The 17,098-nt window shown below is 65.9% G+C and carries 11 protein-coding genes; 4 read left to right on the top strand and 7 right to left on the bottom strand.

Annotated elements, in window-relative coordinates:
* Nucleotide 1: 1 nt before the first annotated feature.
* On the bottom strand, nt 2-2,785 hold the full coding sequence (gene prsT / locus ACRHIG_RS18510; protein WP_489627414.1) for an XrtA/PEP-CTERM system TPR-repeat protein PrsT: 2,784 nt from the start codon (nt 2,783-2,785) through the stop codon (nt 2-4).
* Nucleotides 2,786-3,003: 218 nt separating this feature from the next.
* Here prsT and ACRHIG_RS18505 point away from each other — a divergent pair, with 218 nt between their 5' ends.
* Nucleotides 3,004-4,308: a nucleotide sugar dehydrogenase gene (locus tag ACRHIG_RS18505; RefSeq protein ID WP_489627413.1), complete on the top strand. Its 1,305-nt coding sequence runs from the start codon at nt 3,004-3,006 to the stop codon at nt 4,306-4,308.
* Nucleotides 4,308-5,528 (top strand): SDR family oxidoreductase, encoded by a 1,221-nt coding sequence (locus ACRHIG_RS18500; RefSeq protein WP_489627412.1) that lies wholly within the window; start codon nt 4,308-4,310, stop codon nt 5,526-5,528. The genes ACRHIG_RS18505 and ACRHIG_RS18500 overlap by 1 nt, the downstream gene beginning before the upstream one ends.
* A 58-nt stretch (nt 5,529-5,586) precedes the next feature.
* On the opposite strand, the gene ACRHIG_RS18495 is transcribed toward ACRHIG_RS18500, so the two are convergent.
* From ACRHIG_RS18495 to ACRHIG_RS18485, 3 genes are read right to left on the bottom strand one after another with little or no spacing between them, the layout of a single operon-like run.
* The gene (locus ACRHIG_RS18495; RefSeq protein ID WP_489627411.1) at nt 5,587-7,104 is read right to left on the bottom strand and encodes a SpoVR family protein; all 1,518 of its coding nucleotides are present in this window, start codon (nt 7,102-7,104) and stop codon (nt 5,587-5,589) included.
* Complete coding sequence (locus ACRHIG_RS18490) at nt 7,101-8,402, bottom strand: DUF444 family protein (protein WP_489627410.1); 1,302 nt, start codon at nt 8,400-8,402, stop codon at nt 7,101-7,103. The genes ACRHIG_RS18495 and ACRHIG_RS18490 overlap by 4 nt, the downstream gene beginning before the upstream one ends.
* A gap of 2 nt (nt 8,403-8,404) precedes the next feature.
* A complete protein-coding gene (locus ACRHIG_RS18485) occupies nt 8,405-10,420 on the bottom strand; it encodes a serine protein kinase (RefSeq protein ID WP_475416022.1) in 2,016 nt (671 codons plus the stop codon).
* Between the two features lie 290 nt (nt 10,421-10,710).
* Between ACRHIG_RS18485 and ACRHIG_RS18480 the strand changes: the two genes are divergently transcribed.
* Both ACRHIG_RS18480 and ACRHIG_RS18475 read left to right on the top strand, forming a co-directional pair.
* Nucleotides 10,711-11,889 carry a chymotrypsin family serine protease gene (locus ACRHIG_RS18480; protein ID WP_489627409.1) on the top strand — a complete coding sequence of 393 codons (1,179 nt, stop codon included), beginning with the start codon at nt 10,711-10,713 and terminating at the stop codon, nt 11,887-11,889.
* Between the two features lie 159 nt (nt 11,890-12,048).
* On the top strand, nt 12,049-12,381 hold the full coding sequence (locus ACRHIG_RS18475) for a hypothetical protein (RefSeq protein WP_489627408.1): 333 nt from the start codon (nt 12,049-12,051) through the stop codon (nt 12,379-12,381).
* 92 nt (nt 12,382-12,473) lie between these two features.
* On the opposite strand, the gene ACRHIG_RS18470 is transcribed toward ACRHIG_RS18475, so the two are convergent.
* The 3 genes from ACRHIG_RS18470 to ACRHIG_RS18460 all read right to left on the bottom strand — a co-directional run bounded on the left by ACRHIG_RS18470 (nt 12,474) and on the right by ACRHIG_RS18460 (nt 17,037).
* The gene (locus ACRHIG_RS18470; protein ID WP_475416019.1) at nt 12,474-13,910 is read right to left on the bottom strand and encodes a catalase; all 1,437 of its coding nucleotides are present in this window, start codon (nt 13,908-13,910) and stop codon (nt 12,474-12,476) included.
* 282 nt (nt 13,911-14,192) lie between these two features.
* A complete protein-coding gene (locus tag ACRHIG_RS18465; protein WP_489627407.1) occupies nt 14,193-14,885 on the bottom strand; it encodes a tetratricopeptide repeat protein in 693 nt (230 codons plus the stop codon).
* A gap of 55 nt (nt 14,886-14,940) precedes the next feature.
* Nucleotides 14,941-17,037 carry a bifunctional 2',3'-cyclic-nucleotide 2'-phosphodiesterase/3'-nucleotidase gene (locus ACRHIG_RS18460; protein WP_489627406.1) on the bottom strand — a complete coding sequence of 699 codons (2,097 nt, stop codon included), beginning with the start codon at nt 17,035-17,037 and terminating at the stop codon, nt 14,941-14,943.
* Between the last annotated feature and the right edge of the window lie 61 nt (nt 17,038-17,098).

Genomic DNA, 17,098 nt, shown 5'->3' with positions numbered 1-17,098 from the left:
CTTACAGCTGGGTCAGCAAGGCCTGCGCCGCGGCCCGCTGCGGAAAGTCCTTGTTGGCGGCCAGCAATTGTTCCAGTTGCTTGCGCGCGCCGCCCTTGTCGCCCGCTTTCGCCAGGGCCGCACCCAGGTGGTACAGCACTTCGGGGGATGTCGGCGCCAGCCCCGCCGCCTTGCGCAGCAGGGCCGTGGCGCGCGGGACGTCGCCCCGTTCCAGTACGATCCAGCCCAGGGTGTCGAGCACGGCGGGATTGTCGGGCGCCAGCTTGAGCGCCTGCTCGGCCGTGGCTTGCGCGCGCGGATCTTTTTCCTGCTGATACGCCCAGGCCAGGTCGTTCAGCGCCACGACATTGTCCGTGTCCTTGGCCACCACATACTGGAAGTGCTCGATGGCGGCGCGGTATTGTTTCGCCGCCAGCCGTGTGCCGGCCAGGTAGGTGCGCGTCGGCACGTCTTCCGGATGTTCCTTGAGCCAGGCGGCCATGCGCGCCTCGGCTTCGCGCTCCTGGCCCGACGCCTGCAAGGCGCGGTACAGCTGCACCTGCAGCGGGCCGATGGGGCTGATGTCGAACGCGTGCTGGTACAGCTTGACGGCTTGCTGCGGCAGCTTCTGTTCCATCAGCACGTCGCCCTCGAGCTTGTAGCCGGCCGCCAGCTTCGGCTGCTGTTCCTGCACTTGCCGCGCCACGGCCAGCGCCTCGCGCTGGCGATTCAGGTTCAGCAGCAGAGCCACTTCCACCACGCGCGCTTCGAGCAGGGACGGGTCAAGCGCCTGCGCCCGCTTGACGGCTTGCAGCGCATTATGGTGGTCGCCCAGCGCCAGGTGCAGGCTGGCGATGCGCATCTGCAAGGGCGCGGACGTGGTTTGCAGGCTGGCCAGCTTGTTGTAGCTGTCAAGCGCGGCCGGCGCCTGGCCGGCGCTGTATTCGACCTGGGCGCGCAGGGCCAGCGCATCGGCGTCGCCCGGATGGCCCGTCTGCAAGGTGCGCGCCAGTTCCAGCGCCTTGTCGGGCGCGCCCGTCTTCAGGTAGAAGTTACTCAGCAGCAGGGCCGGCGCGACGGCGTCGGGATTGTCGCGGTGGGCCCGTTCGAGCCAGCGCCGCGCCTCGTCCGCCTTGCCCTGCGATGCGGCCAGCTTGGCCAGCGCCGCGCACAGGTCGGCATTTTTCGGCGCCTTCGCCAGCGCCCGCTCGAAGCGCTGCTTCGCCTGCTCCGGCTTTTTCTCCGCCAGGTCGATCTGCGCCAGGTTGTTCAGGGCGGGCAGATAGACAGGGTCCATGCCCAGGGCTTGCTCGAAACTGGCGCGCGCGGCGGGCAAGTCGCGCAAGGCCAGGTAGACGCCGCCTTTCAGGTTCAGCAGCAAGGGATTCGTGCCTTTCTGCTGCTGTTCCATCATCTTGACCGTGGCCAGGGCCTTGTCGTTCTGCTTGTTGCGCAGCAAGGTCATCACCAGCATGGTGCCCGCCTGCGGCGTGCTCTTGTCGAGCATGCTGGCGCGTTCCAGTTCATTGATGGCGCGGCTGTTCTCTCCCATGCCCAGGCGGCTGATGCCCAGCGCCGCATGCAGCCTGGCCGTGTCCGGCGCCAGGGTGCTGGCTTGTTCGAAATACGCCGTCGCCTTGTCGTAGCGGCGCGCGCGCAAGTGGGCTTCGCCGGCCAGCGACAGCAATTCCACGTCGTCGGGGAAGGCGGCCAGCATCGGTTGCAGCAAGTCGATGGCCGCGTCGGTCTTGTTGCGCATCAATTCAATCGAGGCCATCATCTTGACTGCATACAGGTGTTTCGGATACACCGCCAGGAAGCGCCGCAGATAGCTTTCCGCCTGTTGCGGCGAACCGAGCGCCAATTGCACGGCGCCGGCCAGCAGGATGGACGGCATGTGGTCGGGCGCCGCCTTGAGCACCAGCTGCAAGCCTTGCAAGGCCGCCTTGTGCTTGCCCTGGCGAAAATCGAGCAGCGCCTGCGCCTGCAGCAGCCCCAGGCTGTTGGGCGCCGATTTGCGCGCCGTGGCCAGCTGGGCCGCCGCTTCCGGGTAGCGGTTTTCCACGATGTCGAGGTTGGCCAGGTCGATGTGCGCCTGGGTATTGTCCGGTTTGATCTTGAGGATCTGCATGTAGGCGAGGCGCGCCGCGCCGTTCTTGCCTTGCAGGCGCAGCAGGTCGCCCTGCAGGCGCAAGGCGTCGAGGTTGGCGGGCGCGTTTTTCAGGGCTTGCGCCAGCAGCAGCTCGGCCGCCGTCACCTGCTGCTGCAGCGCCGCCAGGCGCGCCAGGCCCAGCAATGCTTCGACCTGGTCCGGATGGGCTTCCAGCAGGCGCGAGAACAGGGCGCGCGCCTCGTCCTGGCGGCCCAGTGCCAGCAGGGCGTCGCCGCGCAGGGCCAGCACGCTGGCCGGCTGCGCCGCATCGTCGGCGATCTCGGCCAGCACCTTGTCGAACTGGCCCAGCATCAGCCAGGTCTTGCCCAGCAATGGCATCACTTGCTGCGCCGACAGGCCCAACGATTTTGCCTTGCGCAATTCTTTCTCGGCCGACAGGGCTTCGCCCGTGTCGATATAGATGCTACCCAGCAGCAAGCGCGCGGCCGCATTGTCCGGCTCCTTTTGCAGCAGGTTCTTCAACTGGATGATGGCGGCCCGCGCCTCGCCTTTCTGCCGGTACTGCTGCGCGTCGGCCAGCAGGCTTTCGCTGCTCTGCGTGCCGTGGCAGCCCGTCAGCAAGGGCAGCAGCAGGGTGCAGCACAGCGCGGCGGCCGGCAGGCCTGGGAAAGGGCGGGGCAGGGAACGGGCCATGGAAGTCTCCGGTAGCGGCATGCATGAACGATGGGCATGGCCTAGCTTAAAAAGATGGCCGCCGGTCTCCTTGATTGCGCTCAACAAGCCGCCGATTGTCCGCGCGCGTGCCGGCCCCCGCTCCGCGTTTCTTGTTCCCGCTCAAGAATGGCCGAACCGGCAACCGTAGAATTTCCCGGACGGCGATGCTCAGGCCGCAACCCTTCGGAGCACAGGCTATGGACAGCAAGGTGAATAACAAGGCGGGCGTGGTGGCGGTGGTGGGGCTCGGCTATGTGGGCTTGCAGCTGGCCGTGGCGTTCGGCATGCGCCAGCGCACGGTCGGCTTTGACTTGTCGGCCCGCAAGGTGGAAAGCTACCGGCGCCATATCGATCCGACGGGCGAAGTGAGCACGGAACAGCTGCTGGCGGCGCAATGGCTGAGCGTGGGCTGCGACCCGGCCGAGCTGCAACTGGCCGATTTCATCGTCGTGGCCGTGCCCACGCCCGTCGACAGCGCGCACAATCCCGATTTTTCGGCCCTGGCCGGCGCCAGCGCGGCCGTCGGGCGCCACATGCGGCGCGGCGCCGTCGTCATCTACGAATCGACCGTGTATCCGGGCGCCACCGAGGAAATCTGCATCCCCATCCTCGAGCAGCATTCGGGCCTGCGCTGGAAGGAAGACTTTCACGTGGGCTTTTCGCCCGAGCGCATCAATCCCGGCGACAAGGACCACACCCTGCACAGCATCCGCAAGGTGGTCTCGGGCGACGACGCGGCCACCCTGGACAAGGTGGCGGCCCTGTACGAAGGCGTGGTCGAGGCGGGCGTGCACCGGGCTTCGAGCATCAGGGTGGCCGAGGCGGCCAAGGTCATCGAAAACACGCAGCGCGACCTGAACATCGCGTTGATGAACGAGCTGGCCATCATCTTCGACCGCATCGGCATCGACACGCTGGAGGTGCTGCAGGCGGCGGGCACGAAATGGAATTTTTTACCGTTCCGTCCCGGTCTCGTGGGCGGCCACTGCATCGGCGTCGACCCCTATTATTTGACGCACAAGGCGGAAATGCTCGGTTACCACCCGCACGTGATCCTGGCCGGGCGCCGCATCAACGATGGCATGGCCAAGTTCGTGGCGGAAAAAACCATCAAGGAAATGGTGCGCGCCGGCTTCAAATTGAAAGGCTCGCACGTCAACGTGCTGGGCCTGACCTTCAAGGAAAATTGCCCGGACCTGCGCAATTCGAAAGTGGTCGACATGATCCACGAGCTGCAATCGTACGGTGTGCAGGTGCACGTGCACGACCCCGTCGCCGATGGGCGCGAGGCGCTGGAAGAGTACGGTTTATTGCTGGAAAGCTGGGAGCAGCTGCCGCGGGCCGAGGCCATCATCAGCGCCGTTTCGCACCAGGCCCTGCTGGCCCGCCCGCTGGGCGACTTCCAGGCCAAGGTGCTGGAAAACGGTTGCTTCATCGACATCAAGTCGCATTTCGACCCCCGTCCGCTGCAGGACGGCGGCTTGCACGTGTGGCGGCTGTGATGGCGGCCGCTACCATCGGTCCGGCCGGCGGCGACAGCGCGTATGCCCGGGCCTGCGCGCAACTGGCGCAAACGCCGCGCCGCTGGCTGGTGACGGGCGTGGCCGGTTTCATCGGTTCGCACCTGCTGGAAACCTTGCTGAACCTGGGCCAGGAAGTGCGCGGCCTGGACAACTTCATGACGGGTCACCGCCACAACCTGGAGCAGGTACGCGCCAGCGTGGGCGAAGCGGCATGGCGGCGCTTCACCTTCATCGAAGGCGATATCCGCGACCCGCAGGCGTGCGCGCGCGCGTGCGGCGCGCCGGTACTGATCGCCAGCGGTGGCGACGGAGACGGTGAGGCAGACGGTGAGGCCGGCGGCGGGACAACTGCGGCCGACGGTGGCGGCGGCGCCAGCGACCCCGGCGGCAGCCGGGCCGCGTGCGGCCGTGCCGATCCGGGCGGCCCCGTCGCCGTCGACTACGTGCTGCACCAGGCGGCGCTCGGTTCCGTCTCGCGTTCGCTGGAAGACCCGCTGCTGTGCCATGCCGTCAATGTCAGCGGCTTCCTGAACATGCTGGCCGCCGCGCGCGACGCGGGCGTGCGGCGCTTCGTGTATGCGGCCTCGAGCGCCACGTATGGCGACCATCCGGCCTTGCCGAAAGTGGAGCAGCACATCGGCGCGCCCCTGTCGCCATATGCCTTGAGCAAATATGTCAACGAGCTGTATGCGCAGGTGTACGCGCGCTGCTACACCATGCAGACGGTGGGACTGCGCTACTTCAATGTCTTCGGTCCGAGACAAGACCCGCTGGGCGCCTACGCGGCCGTCATTCCCCGCTGGATCGCCGCCATGCTGGACAATCAGGCCGTGCGCATCCATGGCGACGGCGCTACCAGCCGCGACTTTTGCTTCGTGCACAATGCCGTGCAAGCCAATATCCTCGCCGCCACCGGGACCGACCCGGCGGCCGTCAACCAGGTCTACAACGTGGCCGTCAACGCCCGCACCAGCCTGACCCAGTTGCACGCCACCATGCAGCAGATGCTGCTGGCCGTGCGCCCGCAGCACGTGCCCCAGGCGCCGCACTACGGCGAGTTTCGCGCCGGCGACGTACGCCATTCGCAGGCGGACATCGCCAAGGCGGCCCGCTTGCTCGGCTATGTGCCCACGCACAACCTGGCGCAAGGCTTGCGGCAGACCATCGCCTGGTATGTGGCACAGGCTGGCCGGGCCTGAATCGCGCCCATCCTGCAGGCAAGTCTTGCCGGCAAGTTCCGCCTGCAAGTTCCGCCTCTTAGCGCCGGACGGGCGCCGCCGTCGGTGCCGGTGGTGCTGTCGGGGCGAGCGGCGCGGGCGGCTCCGGTACGCCGTCGGCCTTGCTGCGCAGGACCCGCGGCGTGCCCCGGAAATCGGCCGTATGCAGGGTGACGGGGCGGCGCCAGACGCGGGCGATATACGCCAGCACCTGTTCCGCCCGCTCCAGGTCGAGGCCGCGCCCGTCGCGCTGGTGATCGTGGCGCAGCACCAGGCTGCCGTCGTCGTTGAGCAGGGTGACGGCCACGCATGGCGCGCCATAGTTATATTTGGGCGCCAGGATGGCTTCGCGGATGGCCGTCAAGTCGCGGCTGGCCAGGCGCGTTTCCCCGTCAAGGCGGCTTTCATGCACGAACAGACCCAGGCGGTCAGCCAGTTCACCGTCCAGATAATTGCGTATGAAACTGCAGTCGTCGTCGTCGCGGCAGATCTGGCGCGCCCGCGCCAGTCCTGCGCGCTCGATGATGTGTTCCCACATGCAAAAGCCCAAATGATAGGGGTTGACGGCCAGCGCCTGCTGGTGCTCGCCCGCGTAAGGGCGCACCACGTCCGAATGCGACTTGATGGCGGACAGATACAGCGCCGGCGGCAGGAAGTGGGCTTCGCGCAGCAGCCGCGCATGCCAGTACGAGGCCCAGCCTTCGTTCATGATCTGGCAGGCATATACGGGATAGAAGTAAAACGACTCTTCGCGCACGGCGAGGAAAATGTCGCGTTCCCAGTCGGCCAGCTCCGGCCCGTATTGTGCGATGAACCACAGCAAGTCGTACTCCGCTTGCGGCGGCACGAGCGGGCGCTGGGTCAGGCGCGCCCTGGCCGCCCCGTGCGCCGCCAGCGCGGCCGCTTCGCCGGGCAGGCGCTGCCAGCGCCGGGCAAAGGGATCGTCATCGGCGGCGTTGTCTGGCGTGCCCGCCGCGCCGGCTGGCGCCGATGCCGCGGCATACGGCGGGCGGTGCAGTTCGGCGTGGATGTCCACGTGCTGTTCCAGCGCCAGTGCCGCGTCGAGCACGGCCTCGACCTGTTCCTGCCCGTGGCGCTGCAGCGCCAGTTCGAGACGCTGCGCCCGCGCCGCGCTTTGTTCCAGGATGCGCTGGCCCGCCATGGCGCCGAAACGCAGGAACAGGGCATTGCGGCTGGCAAAGTCGGCATGGCCCAGCACGTGGGCCGTGACGAGGGTGTTTTCCGCCACGGAATTGTGTTCAGCCATGTAGGCATGGCATGGGTCGCCGGGAAACATGACTTCGAACATGTGCGAGTTGCCCATCTTTTGATGCACGAGCTGGTGGATGTAGCGCACGCCGAAGGACCAGTGGCGCATGCGCACGGGCAAACCATAGATGGCGATCTCGGCCATGAAACTGTCCGGCACCAGTTCGAACTCGACGGGGGCAAATTCCAGGCCCAGTTTCCGCGCCAGCGCTTCGATGCGCGCCGCGTAGGCGTCCAGGCCGGGTTTGTCTGGCGCGCTGCCGTGGCGCTGTGCGTCATGCCGCGTCATGCCGCTTCCTCCGTATCGGCCGCCTCGTGCTGGAAAAAGGTGCGGATGGCCGCCCAGATATCGTCATTCCTGCTCAGGATGCTGCTGTGCAAGGGCAAGCCCCGCCTTTCCTGCTCGGCGCACAGGCTGTGCATTTCCGTCTCCAGGCTGCGCGGCACGCCGGGCACGGTTTCCACATAGCCCATGTAGTTGAGCAAGGCGGCCAGCTCACCGAGGGCCAGGCTGGCCGCCGCCCGGTCTTCGCTGAAATTCTCGCCATCGGAGGCATAGAACAGGTAGGCGTTGTAGCGGCCCGGCGCATAGTGTTCCTGCAGCAGTTCGCGGCTCAGGCGAAAGGCGGTGGAGGCCATGGTGCCGCCCATGCCATTGACCTGGAAGAACTCGGCTTCGGAAAATTCCCAGGCCCGCGTCGTATGGGCGATAAAACGTGTTTCCACGCGCGCATACCTGCGGCGCAAGCCCTGCAAGGCAAAGAAAAAGAAGGATTTGGCCAGCTTGCGCTCGGCCTGCGCCATGCTGGCCGACACGTCCAGCACGAAAAACACGACGGCATTCGCGCTGGGCCGTGGCTGTAGCAGCACCTGGCGGTAACGCAAGTCGTCATTGGTGAACGGCACGGGCCGCGCCTGCAAGGCGCGCCGCTTGATGGCTTCCTTGACGGTGCGCCGGCGGTCCAGCCGCGAACGGGCGCCATGACGGTCCAGTCCGCTACGCACGAGCCGCACCTCGTCGATGGCGCCCAGGTGGCGCGGTTTCAGGTCCGGCAACTCGAAGGTCTCCCACAGCCAGTCGAGAATGTCGTCGATGGGAAACTCCAGCAACAGGCGCACGGCGCCCTCGCCATTGCCGCCTTCGCCTTGCGCCCCGGCCCCGTCCGTGGCGGGGCGCGCCGCGCGCAGGAGATCGCCGGGCTGACCGTCGCCCTGTCCCGCGCCCACGCTGTTGCGCGCGGGCGCCAGACGGAAGCGCGCATGTTCGAGCAGACGCAGGGGCACTTGCACCGTGCGCTGCTGCGGTCCGCCGATCAGGTCCGGCGTGGCGATCAGCTCGGGCAAATGCGCCTGCACGGCGTCGCGCACTTTCTGATTGTGGCGCAGCCAGTCGCGCGCGCCGCGCGAGAACAGCGCATACCAGGGCCGGGCCAAGGCAGGCGCGGCGCCCGCCGGTGCTGCCGCGCCGGTGGCGGCGTTGCAGCCAGTGGCGCCAGCCGTGCTTGCCGTGCCAGTCATGCCTGTCGGGCCGTCGCGTACCGGAGGACCCTGTTGCTTGCCGCTGTCTGGCGTGGTCGTGGCGGACATGGCTATTCCTGCGCCAGCAAGGTGGTCACGTAGTTGAGCGCTTCGCGCGCGCTATGGGCGTCGTAGCCGTATTCGTCGACCAGGCGCTGCTCGACGGCGGAGATCCTGGCCCGCACGTCGTCGTCGGGGCGTTTGGCCGAGCCGACCAGGCGCAGCACGTCGCGCCGCTGTTCGAACAGATATTGCTGGATGGCGTCGTGCAATTGGGCATGGCTGCCCAGGCCGAACGCCTCGCCCCGCTTGAAGGCGCTCATGGCCTTGCGCACCACTTCTTGGCGGAAAGACTGCTTGCCCGAATCGCTGATGTGGATTTTTTCTTCCACGGCGCGCAGGAAGCGCTCGTCGGGACGGCGCTCTTCGCTGGTGATGGGATCGCGGATCTGGCGGTTGTCGAGCATGGCTTCGACTTCATCGAGGTATTTGTTCAGCAAGTCCTGTGCTTCTTGCTCGAATGACACGAACAAGGCCTTGTGCACGTCGGCCTTGACCCAGCGGTTATAAAAATCCTTGCGCGTGAGCACCAGATAATCGACCCATTTGCGCTTGCGCCGCGGCTCGATGCGCGCATCGCTTTCGATGCCGTCCTTCAGGGCCAGCAGCACGTCCATGGTCGACAGGCTGTTGCGCTGGGCGGAAATGATGGCGTGCGACAGGGCGTTGATGACGAAACGGGGCGACACGCCCGACAGGCCCTCGTCGGGCGCCTTGTCGCGCTCGCGCAGGCGGCGCAGGTCGGCCGGTTGCAGGTCGTCGACGTCCTCGTTGGCATACACGCGCAGCTTCTTGACCAGTTCCGCTTCCTTGTCGTCGCCCTCGGGCAGGCGGCTCAGGATGGCAAACACGGCGGCCGCATGCAGCACGTGGGGATCGAGGTGCACGTCGCGGAAGGCGGGCGCGGCCGCCTGGATCAGCTTGCGGTAGATGCGCGCTTCTTCGCGGTAATTGAGCGTGTACGGCACTTGCACGATGACCATGCGGTCGAGCAGCGCCTCGTTCTCGCTTTCTTGCAGGAATTTACGAAATTCGGCCAGGTTGGTGTGCGCGAGGATGGTTTCATCGAGGTATATCAGGGGAAAGCGCGACACCTTGACATTCTTTTCCTGCGTCAGGGTCAGCAGCAGGTAGAGGAATTCCCGCTTGACCTTGAGGATTTCGATCATTTCCAGCATGCCGCGGCTGGCCGCATACACGGCGCCGGACCAGGACCAGGCGCGCGGGTCGCCTTCGTCGCCGTATTGCGCCACTTTCGACAGGTCGACGGAACCGACGAGGTCGGCCAGGTCGGCCGTCGTGGGATCGTGCGGCGCATACGTGCCGATGCCGCAGCGGCCGGCCTCGGACAGGTGGATGCGTTCGACGGGCATGCGCAGGAAGTCGCCGGCGTACTGCTCTTCCAGGCGGGCGCGGCAATGGGGGCACAGTTCGCCATGCAGTTCGGCATCATAGCTGGCGCGAAAATCGGCGCGCATGCTGTGCGGCACCAGATGCAGCGGCGATTCGTGCACGGGACAGCCGGCGATGCCGTACAGCGCGCCTTCGCTGCTGTGGCTGTACTCTTCCAGCCCCCGCTTGAGCAGGATCACCATGGTCGACTTGCCGCCCGACGGCGGGCCCAGCAGCAACAGCATGCGCCGGCCCACCTCGGAGCCGGCGGCGGCCGCCTTGAAGTAGGCGGCGACCCGGTCGATCGCCTCGTCGATGCCGAACAGTTCGTCGTCGAACAGGCGGCAGCGGAAGCGCCCGGCGGCGTCGGTCTGGCCATTCCAGCGCATCATGTCCCACAGGTACTGGTGCGCGCTGCGCGTCAGCAGGGCGGCGCGGCCGGGCAGGATCTGTTCGATGAAGTCGGCAAAACTGCCGCGCCAGGGGCTGATGCGGTGCTTTTCCGCCCATGCCGCCATGCCGTGCACAAAACCCGCGTGCTGGCCTGCGTCTGGGCCGCCGGCATCCGCGGCGCTGTGGCCTGCCTGTCCGCCCGCAGGCGCCTCGTCGTGGCTTGTCGTACCAGGGCTCGTCATTGTTTTCCCATCCATACCGTTGCTGGCGTTGCCGCGTTGTTGCCAACCCTGCCAACCTTGCCGGCCTTGCTGCCGTGGAACAGGCCCGCTTCCCGCCTGTCAGTCAAGTATCGGCGGCGACTCCGGCCGCACGCCTGATCTTGCTCAACCTTGGCAAGGGAACTATTTTTTCCTTTGCTGTCTCCTGCGGCGCAGGGCGGCCATGCGTCCGCGCGGTTCAATCCAGATCAATACCGGCCCGCGCGGGCCGTCCACACTGGTGGTTTGCGGCGACCCACGAGGAGAACACGATGACAGGCAACGAGAATGGTTTCAGCGCCCCGCCTGGCGGCAGCGGCAGGGGGCAAAGCGCGGACGATGAAGAGGCCGTCGGCCAATTCGCCGTCCCCGGCGCAGACGACAATACGATCGAGAGCGCATCCGTCGCGGACGTGCCCGACGCCTTGAGCGGCGTCAGCATGGAATTGCTGGAAATCAAGCGCAGCATCGAAGACGGCATGCGCCAAAGTATCACCCAGGCGGGCGGCGTGCGCGCGGCCGATGCCTTCAGCGACGGCGGCAATATCCAGGGCGTGTCCATCGGCCTGGGCGAGGGCGCCAGCGACAGCTCGTCCGGCGAGCCGGGCTTGCCGGCCCTGACCCTGTACGTGGCCGAAGCCACCTCCGTCGACCGCGCCAAGGCTGCCATCGTGGGCGCCATGGGCGTGCGCGCCGTGGCCAGCGACCATGTCCCCGTGAATATTGTCGTCACGGGCGTGATCGATGCGCAGCCGCACCGGTTCCGCCTGCGCCCGGCGCCGGGCGGCGTGTCGGTCGGGCATTTCCGCATCACGGCCGGCACCATCGGCTGCCTGGCCGTGGGACGCAGCGCGCCGCGCAACGGTCGTTTGATGATTCTTAGCAATAATCACGTGCTGGCCAATTCCAATGGCGGCGTGTTCAACGATTGTATCGTGCAGCCTGGCCCCGTCGACGGCGGCCGCTGCCCGCAAGACCAGGTGGCCGTGCTCGAGCGCTTCGTGCCCATCAATTTCAGCGGCGGCGTCAATTATGTCGATTGCGCCACCGGCTGGGCCTGGCCAGACCGCGTGCGGCCCGAACTGGTCTACCTGAGCGGCGGCGTACCCGCGTATTTCCGCATCAGCAATGCGCTGGTGGCGCCCGCGCTAGGCATGATGGTCGGCAAGTCCGGCCGCACGACGCAATTGACGCAGGGCCGCATCACGGGCCTTGGCGCCACCATCAACGTCAATTACGGCGGCGGCAGGATCGCGCTGTTCCAGGACCAGATCGCCATCACGGGCGTGAGCGGGGCCTTCAGCGCGGGCGGCGATTCCGGCTCGTCCATCTGGACCTGGAACCAGCAGCGCAATCCCGTCGGCCTGCTGTTTGCGGGCGGTAACAACATCACGTTCGCCAACCAGATGCGGCGCGTCGTGGCGGCGCTCGACATCAATTTGTACACCTGAGCACGCTGCCAGGACCGGGCAAGGCGGTGGCGCGCCGCCTTGCCTGACGCCGCTTTTTGCACGATGATGGTGTAGTGGCCACGCATGCTTGCGCCCGGCGAAGGGTGCTGCAGCGCCGGATGGCCGGGTGTATCATGGAATGCATCAGGAGGGTGTGTCATGTCAAACAGTAAATTCGCACAATCGCCATATGCCGTCTTCGAGGACGCCGCCATGCCGTATTTGCCGGATGAGGCTACTGGACAGGGCATGGGGCAGTACGCGCCTGCCGCGCCGCACGGCCGCCTGGAAGCGGCACGACGGCGCAATGAGCGGGCGCTGATGGCCATCGACGGCGTGGAAGGCGTCAGCCTGGGGCAGACGGCCGTGGGCAAGGAGGCGCTCGTCGTGTATCTGCGCGACTCGTCCGTCAAGCGGCGCGTACCGTTGCAGATTGAGGGCTATCCGGTGGAAACGAGCATCACGGGCCAGATCGATATCCAGCGCTGGTAGGCCGCAAGCGGGCCTGCCGGCTGGTATGCCTGCCAGAAAGTATTGCATGGAAGGCCTGTTGCCAGGCCCTCCACGCAGTCTTGCGGCCTGCCTTATTTGCTCAGGCGGGCTATCGCTTCGGCCACGCCCGCGCCATAGGCGGGGTCGCACAGGGTGCAGTTGCCGATGTGGCGTTGCTTGACTTGCTCCGAGGCACCCGAGATGGCGCGCGCCGTGTTGTCGAACAAGGCTTGCTGCTGCGCCGCGGTCATCAGGCGGAACAGGGCGCGCGGCTGCGAATAGTAATCCTCGTCAACCCTGTGGTTCCAGTGGTCGGCCGCGCCCTCGATGCTCAATGGCGGCTCGCGGAAATCGGGTTGCTCGGCCCATTCCTGCGCGCTGTTCGGTTCATAGCCCAGGGTGCCGCCCTGGTTGCCGTCGACGCGCATCTGGCCGTCGCGGTGATAGCTGTGGAACGGGCATTTCGGCGCATTGACGGGAATATGGCTGTGGTTGACGCCGAGGCGGTAACGCTGCGCGTCGCCATACGAAAACAGCCGGCCTTGCAGCATCTTGTCCGGCGAGAAACTGATGCCCGGCACCACGTTGGCCGGGTTGAAGGCCGCCTGTTCCACTTCCGCGAAATGGTTGTCCGCATTGCGGTTCAGTTCCAGCACGCCCACTTCGATCAGCGGATAGTCGCCGTGCGGCCACACTTTCGACAGGTCGAAGGGGTTGAGGTGATACGTGCCTGCCTCTTTTTCCGGCATGATCTGCACGTACAGGGTCCAGCGGGGGAAATCCTTGTTTTCGATGCTGTCATACAGGTCGCGGTGCGAGCTCTCGCGGTCCTTGCCGACCAGTTCCTCCGCTTCCGCATCCGTCAGGTTTTGTATCCCTTGCTGGGTTTTGAACGTGAACTTGACCCAGAAACGCTCGTTTTGCGCATTCAGGAAGCTGAAGGTATGGCTGCCGAAGCCATGCATGTGGCGGAAGCTGCGCGGCAAGCCACGGTCGCTCATCACCACCGTCACCTGGTGCAGCGCTTCCGGCAGCGAGGTCCAGAAATCCCAGTTGCTGTTGGCGCTGCGCAAGCCCGTGCGCGGGTCGCGCTTGATGGCATGGTTCAGATCGGGAAATTTCAATGGGTCGCGCATGAAAAACACGGGCGTATTGTTGCCGACCAGGTCCCAGTTGCCTTCTTCGGTATAGAACTTCAGGGCGAAGCCGCGGATATCGCGTTCCGCATCGGCCGCGCCCCGTTCGCCGGCCACCGTGGAAAAGCGTGCAAACATGGGCGTTTGCTTGCCCACTGCGCCAAAGATTTTCGCCCGCGTGTAGCGCGTGATGTCGTGCGTGACGGTAAACGTGCCGTGCGCGCCCGATCCCTTGGCATGCATGCGGCGTTCGGGAATCACTTCGCGGTCGAAGTGGGCCAGCTTTTCCAGGAACCAGACATCTTGCAGCAGGGCGGGGCCGCGTGGGCCGGCCGTCTGGATGTTCTGGTTGTCGACAACAGGCGCGCCAAAGGCGGTGGTCAGCTTTTTCATTGGACTCTTTCTTTCATGGCTAGGCAGAGCAATGGACGCACCGGCGCTACTCAAACACTGGCTGGGTTGAATGCACACTCACCGGGGCTGGTCCAGAGTAAAATTTCTAAAATGCAAATTAGTGTAAACCTTTTCTTGCAGGGCGGCATGTCACGCCGCCTGGGCAAGCTCAGGCGGTGCACTTGCATCATAAGCGCTGAATGGCTTGCGCTCCCGCACGCTTGCAAGTTGCAAGTATATAAAGGCGGGCACCGCTCACGCCACTGGCCTTTTGTCCAGGCCCTAGAACTTGTTCCAGTTGTTATGCCGGTGCTCCGTCGCTTCCTTCATCAGGTGGCCCGCGCGCAGGGCGTCGTCGGCCTGCACCGTCATCGCCAGCTCCTGGAGGGCGGGCGGGTATTCGTGGTGGGCCGCTTCTTCCAGCAACTCACGGCCCTTGGCCAAGTCGCGCGGCACGCCGCGGCCTTCGCGATAGGCGTTGTACAGCAGGAACATGGCGTGTGGATTGCCCAGCTCGCTGGACTTGGCCAGCCAGTGCGCCGCTATGACGGGATCTTGCGGCACGCCTTCGCCATTCGCCGCCAGCAAGCCCAGCATCAGAGCCGCCTTCGCATGGCCTTGCTGCGCCGCTTGCCGGTACCACAGCCAGGCTTGGGCCGGCGTAGCCGCGCGCAGCATCTGGCCCAGCTCGAAGGCCGCTTCCGTGTCGCCGGCGCGGGCCGCCTGTTCGAACAGGCTCAGCGCCTCGGCGCGGCGCTCGGGACGGGACTGGTAGATCAGCGCCAGTTCGCGCTCGGCGACGGGCATGTCCTTGCCGGCCCAGCTGCGTACCTTGCGTTCGGCCTGCCGGTCGCCCGCCTGGCGCGCGTGCATGGCCACGGCTTCGATTTCGGCCGCCGTGGGCGGCGGTGACGCCTGGCAGGCGGCCAGGACGCTAGCCAGCACGACGGCGGGGAGGGAGAGTGCGTGTTTCATCTGGATACCTTTCATCAAGACAGGCCGGAACTGCGGCAGTCCCGGCCCATGGACCTTATTTGCTCAGGTCGATGCGGTACTTGGCGAAGCCGCTGGCGTCGAGCCCGCCTTCGGCCGCCACGTTGGCGATGCCGCTGCCTTGCGCCAGCGCCAGGCGGCCAGGCGCCGAGCGCAGGATCACGGGGCCGGCCGTGGCCGTCTTGACGAAGCTCCAGCTGCGCGCGCTGCCATTGGCCGACAGGGTCACCTTGCCGCCCTTGGTGCTGAGCGAGGCCAGGTAGTTGCTGACCACGGCCTGGTTCGCATCGGGCGACTTGATGATGGTCTTGCTGCCATCGATGCCCGGCACGGCGCCGCCGCCGCCGGCGCGGTAGTCGTTGGTGGCGACGATGAAATCATCGCCATCGGCCACCGGCGCGCCCTTGTACGTGAGGTTGACGATGCGGCTGCCCGGTTTTTTCGTCACGTCGATCTGATACGTGAGGGCATTGTTTTCCGCGTAGAACACGTCATAGTTGTAGATCGTGCCATACGACGGCACCAGGTCCTGCTCCGCCGTGGCGCTCGGGTCGATCTGGGCGAATTGCCTGGCCGACGTTTCCAGCCAGGCCTTCAAGTCCGCGCCCTTGATCTTCACGGCTTGCAAGTTGTTATTGCTATATAAATACAGGTCGCCCGGATTGCGCACCTGCAAGCCAACCGGCGCGGCCGGCGTCGCGCCCGCGGCCACGTCCGTGAAGTCCGACGGCCCGTTGCGGCCCGCCTTGAATGGCGCGCTGCACGAGATGACGGGGATATTCTTGTAGCTGGACAAGGTCGCATCCGTGCTGGTGGCGATGAAGTTCTTCACATAATCGAGCTGCGCCTGGTTCACCAGCTGGATGGCGCTGACGTCGCCCACCAGCGCGAAGTAGGCGGACATCTCGAAATCCGTGCTGATGCCCAGCGGCTGCTTGGCGTAGGCGATGGTGGCCGCATGCTCGGTGGCCACCAGCGGCGCGATGGCCGGGTCGGCTTTCACGAGGGTCGTGCCATCCGTGTACTTGAAGCCGCGCGATTCCACCGTCGTCCTGGCCGGCTGCACCACCCACTTGCCGCCCTGATACGCCAGCGTCAACTTGATGATGCCCAGGCGGCGCCCCCAGCTTTGCGCCATGACGGTGGGCACGCCGTTCACAAATCCGTTGACGGCGTCGATCTTCGCGCTGGCGGGGAAGGCGGCGAACGAGGCGTCCAGCGCGGCCGCGCCCGTCTCTTTGCCTTTCGGGAAGATCAAGTGCGAGTGGCCGATCATCAGCGCGTCGATGCCCGTGCTGGTCAAGTGATAGCTGCCGTTTTCCATCTTCGGGCTGTAGGCGCTCGTGTCCAGGCCGCCATGCGACAGGGCCACGACGAGGTCGGCGCCCTTGTTGCGCAATTCCGGCACATACTGTTTCGCCGCTTCCTGCACGCCCGTCACGCTGACTTTGCCGGCGAGCACTTTCTGGTCCCATTCGAGGATTTGCGGCGGCACAAAGCTCAGCACGCCCACATTGATTTTCACGGTCAGCTTGCTGCCGTCGGGCGCCGTGGCGGCGAAATCGCGGGGCAGCAGGGCGTAGGGCTGGAAGACGGGCTTGCCGCTGGCCACGCCTACGACATTGCTCAGCACGGAAGGGAAGGCGGGCGCGCCGCAGGTCCCCGTCGGCTTGGCCACGCCGGGAATGCCGAAATCCGTGTTGGTGATCTGGCTCAGGTAAGGCAAGCCATAGTTGAATTCATGGTTGCCCATGCCGCCCGCGTCGTATTTCAGCGCGTTCATGGCCTTGTGCACGGCCAGCGTCCCGGAACAGGGCACGGGCACGGCCACGGCCTGCAGGTCGGCCAGCAAGGTGCCCTGGATGACGTCGCCATCGTCGAGCAAGACGTTGTTCGGGTTTTCCGCGCGCGCCGCCTGGATCAGGGTCGACGTGCGCTCCAGGCCCAGGCTCGTGTCTTCGGCCAGCGCGTAATAATTGTAGCTCAACACGTTCGAGTGGATATCGGTGGTTTCCAGCAATGCTACGGTGACCGTCGTACCCTCGGGAATGGCTGGCGCCGTGTTGGAACTGCCATTGCAACCGACCAGCCCCGCACTTGCCAGCGCCGCCAGCATGACCCAATTTGTTTTCATTACCGCCCTCGGAAAGATTCAAAGGACGCGACTGTAACGCCGCCATATGACGCGGCGATGA

It is taken from the genome of Janthinobacterium sp. C22, assembly GCF_057919405.1.
Note: the sequence above shows the minus strand (reverse complement) of the source record. Positions and strands in the feature narration are given on the sequence as shown.